Source organism: Streptomyces torulosus, from assembly GCF_001419765.1.
GTDB classification, from domain to species: domain Bacteria; phylum Actinomycetota; class Actinomycetes; order Streptomycetales; family Streptomycetaceae; genus Streptomyces; species Streptomyces torulosus.
This window is the reverse complement of sequence record NZ_LIRK01000502.1, coordinates 1-3,995: the sequence shown is the minus strand read 5'-3', so window position 1 is coordinate 3,995 and position 3,995 is coordinate 1. Positions and strand designations below refer to the sequence as shown.

Here is a 3,995-nt window from a genome sequence, read left to right as displayed (position 1 = left end):
GCCCCCGAGATCCCCACCGCCTCCTCCCGCGACTACGCGATCGTCCACTACAAGCGTGCCGACGGCGACTACACCGACTGGCGGCTGTACGCCTGGGGCGACATCGCCGACGGCGAGGGAACCACCTGGCCGGAGGGGCACGACTTCGTCGGACGGGACGCCTACGGCGCCTTCGCCTACGTCAAGCTGAAGCCCGGCGCCTCGAACGTCGGCTACCTCGTCATCGACAAGGACGGCACCAAGGACGTCTCCGCCGACCGCTCGATCGACGTCACCAAGACCGGTGAGATCTGGGTCGAGCAGGGCAAGGAGGCCGTCCGCACGGAGAGGCCGGCCGGCGAGTACCCGGAGCAGGACAAGTCCAAGGCCGTCCTGCACCACCACCGCGCCGACGGCAAGTACGACGGCTGGGGCCTGCACGTCTGGGCCGGTGCCGCCAACCCCACCGACTGGCCCAAGCCGCTGGAGCCGGTGCGGACCGACGCCTACGGCGCCGTCTACGAGGTGCCGCTCGCCGAGGGCGCCACCAGCCTCAGCTACATCCTCCACAAGGGCGACGAGAAGGACCTCCCCGCCGACCAGTCCCTCGACCTCAAGGCGAACGGCCACGAGGTGTGGCTGCTGAGCGGCCAGGAGAAGTACCTGCTCCCGCAGCCCGCCGGGTCCGCCGCCGCCCTCGACCCGACCACCTCCAAGGCGATCTGGATCGACCGGAACACCCTCGCCTGGAACGGCGACGAGGCCGCCGCCTCCACCCAGCTGCTCTCCTCCCGCACCGGATCCATCGCGGTGAAGGACGGCACGCTCACCAGCACCGACGAGCGCTGGCTCCGCCTCACCAAGTCGTCCCTCACCGACGCCCAGAAGGCGAAGTTCCCGCATCTGAAGGCGTACACCGCCTGGACCGTCGACCCCCGCGACCGCGACCGGGTCCGCGAGGCCCTGCGCGGCCAGCTCGTCGTCTCCCAGCGGGCCGCCAACGGCGCCGTTCTCGCGGCGACCGGCGTGCAGATCGCCGGGGTCCTCGACGACCTCTACGACGGATCGGACGCCGACCTCGGCCCGACCTTCCGCGACGGCCGCCCCACCCTCGCCGTCTGGGCGCCCACCGCGCAGCAGGTCTCCCTCGACCTCGACGGCACGAAGGTGGCCATGAAGCGGAACGGCGCCACCGGCGTCTGGTCCGTCACCGGCCCGAAGTCCTGGAAGGGCAAGCCCTACCGGTACACCGTCAAGGTGTGGGCGCCCAGCGTCGGCAAGCTCGTCACCAACAAGGTCACCGACCCGTACTCCGTCGCCCTCACCACCGACTCCGAGCGCAGCCTCGTCGTCGACCTCGCCGACCGGTCCCTCGCCCCGCGCGGCTGGACCTCGTACGACAAGCCGAAGGCGGTACCGCTGAAGGACGCGCAGATCCAGGAGCTGCACATCCGCGACTTCTCGATCGCCGACAAGACGGTCCCCGCCAAGGACCAGGGCACCTACCTCGCCTTCACCGACAAGGACAGCGCCGGCTCCCAGCACCTGCGGCAGCTGGCGCAGGCCGGCACCTCGTACGTGCACCTGCTGCCCGCCTTCGACATCGCCACCATCCCCGAGAGGAAGGCCGACCAGGAGACCCCCGACTGCGACCTCGGCTCCTACGCCGCCGACTCCGAGCAGCAGCAGGAGTGCGTGGCGAAGGCCGCCGCGAAGGACGCCTTCAACTGGGGCTACGACCCGTACCACTACACGGTCCCCGAGGGCTCGTACGCGACCGACCCGAACGGCACCCGGCGCACGGTCGAGTTCCGCGAGATGGTGAAGTCGCTCAACGACGACGGGCTGCGGGTCGTGATGGACGTGGTCTACAACCACACCACCGCGAGCGGCCAGGCGAAGACCAGCGTCCTCGACAAGGTCGTCCCCGGCTACTACCAGCGGCTCCTCGCCGACGGCTCCGTCGCGACCAGCACCTGCTGCGCCAACACCGCGCCCGAGAACACGATGATGGGCAAGCTCGTCGTCGACTCCCTCGTCACCTGGGCCAAGGAGTACAAGGTCGACGGCTTCCGCTTCGACCTCATGGGCCACCACCCCAAGGCCAACATCCTCGCCGTCCGCAAGGCCCTCGACGCGCTGACCCCCGCCAAGGACGGCGTCGACGGCAAGAAGATCATCCTGTACGGGGAGGGCTGGAACTTCGGTGAGGTCGCCGACGACGCCCGCTTCACCCAGGCCACGCAGAAGAACATGGCCGGCACCGGCATCGCCACCTTCTCCGACCGCGCCCGTGACGCCGTCCGCGGCGGCGGCCCCTTCGACGAGGACCCCGGCGTCCAGGGCTTCGCCTCCGGCCTCTACACCGAACCCAACTCCTCCGGGAGCAACGGCACCCCGGCCGAGCAGAAGTCCCGGCTGCTGCACTACCAGGACCTCGTCAAGGTCGGCCTGAGCGGCAACCTCGCGAACTACCGGTTCACCGACACCAGCGGCAAGGAGGTCAAGGGCTCCGAGGTCGACTACAACGGCAGTGCCGCCGGCTACGCGGACGCCCCCGGCGACGCCCTCGCCTACGTCGACGCCCACGACAACGAGTCACTGTTCGACGCGCTGGCCTTCAAACTGCCGAAGTCGACGAGCGCCGCCGACCGGTCGCGCATGCAGGTCCTCGCCATGGCCACGGCCGCACTCTCCCAGGGCCCCGCCCTCTCCCAGGCGGGCACCGACCTGCTGCGCTCCAAGTCCCTCGACCGCAACTCCTACGACAGCGGCGACTGGTTCAACGCGATCCACTGGGACTGCCGCGACGGCAACGGCTTCGGCCGCGGCCTGCCCCCGGCCACCGACAACAAGGCCAAGTGGTCGTACGCCAAGCCCCTGCTGACCTCGGTCTCCGTCGGCTGCGACCAGATCGAGGGCGCCTCGGCGGCCTACCGGGACCTGCTGCGGATCCGCTCGACGGAGGGCGACTTCTCCCTCGACACCACCGGACAGGTCCAGTCGAAGCTCTCCTTTCCGCTGTCGGGCGAGGACGAGACCCCCGGCGTCATCACCATGGAGCTCGGCGACCTGGTCGTCGTCTTCAACGCCACCCCCGAGAAGGCGAAGCAGACGGTGACGGACCTCGCCGGAACGGCCTACGCCCTGCACCCCGTGCAGGCAGAGGGCGCGGACTCTACCGTCAAGTCCGCGTCGTACGAAGCGGAATCCGGCACGTTCGCCGTTCCGGGGCGGACCGTGGCGGTATTCGCACGCTCGAACCGGTAGGCCGCTAGCTTGGGTGGTGCAGGTGGAGAGGGGGCCTGCACCACCCGAGCGTCAGGGACGAACAGCCCTATGAGTCTCATGGCCGACGAAGGACGCACCACTGTTCTGGTGGTGGACGACGCGGCCGCCAGCCGTTACGCCATGGGCGCGGTGCTGCGCAGAGCCGGACACAGTGTCGTCCCTGTCGCCAGCGCTGGTGAGGCCCTCGCCGAACTCGACGAACGCCTCCGCTCGGGCGCCCTGCCCGACCTGGCCCTCGTCGACGTCGGCCTCCCCGACATGAGCGGCTTCGAACTCTGCCGCCGGCTCAAGGCACAGCCCCCGACGGCGGCCCTCCCCGTCGTCCACTTCTCCGCCGCCGCCATCGCCCCCGGCGACCGCTGCCGGGGCCTCGACGCAGGCGGCGAGGCGTATCTGACGGTGCCCGCCGAACCCGAGGAGATCCAGGCCGTCGTCCGCGCCGCCGTACGGGGCGCCCGTGTGCGCAACGGCGCCGAGGCCCTCGTCCGCCGGCTCACCCTGCTCTCCGAGACCATCGTCGACGTCCAGGCCGCCCGCACCCTCGGGGAACTCGCGGCGGCCGCCGCCGAGGGCGCCGCCCGGCTCACCCGGTCACCGGCCGCCGTGTTCGTGCTCGGCGAGGACGGCGAGCTCTACAGCGGCACCTCCCGCGCCCGCGCCCGCACCACCCTCCCCGACGCCGGCGCCCACGACGCCGTCGGCCGGCTCATCCGGCGCCTCACCGC

At 71.0% G+C, this 3,995-nt stretch carries 2 protein-coding genes; both read left to right on the top strand.

What is annotated here, in order from left to right:
- Positions 1-3,249 (top strand): pullulanase-type alpha-1,6-glucosidase (pulA, locus tag AOK23_RS31200; protein WP_157878207.1); only part of this gene is annotated, 3,249 nt, incomplete at its 5' end.
- Positions 3,250-3,327: 78 nt separating this feature from the next.
- On the top strand, positions 3,328-3,995 hold a 668-nt coding region (locus tag AOK23_RS31195; RefSeq protein ID WP_157878208.1), incomplete at its 3' end, for a response regulator.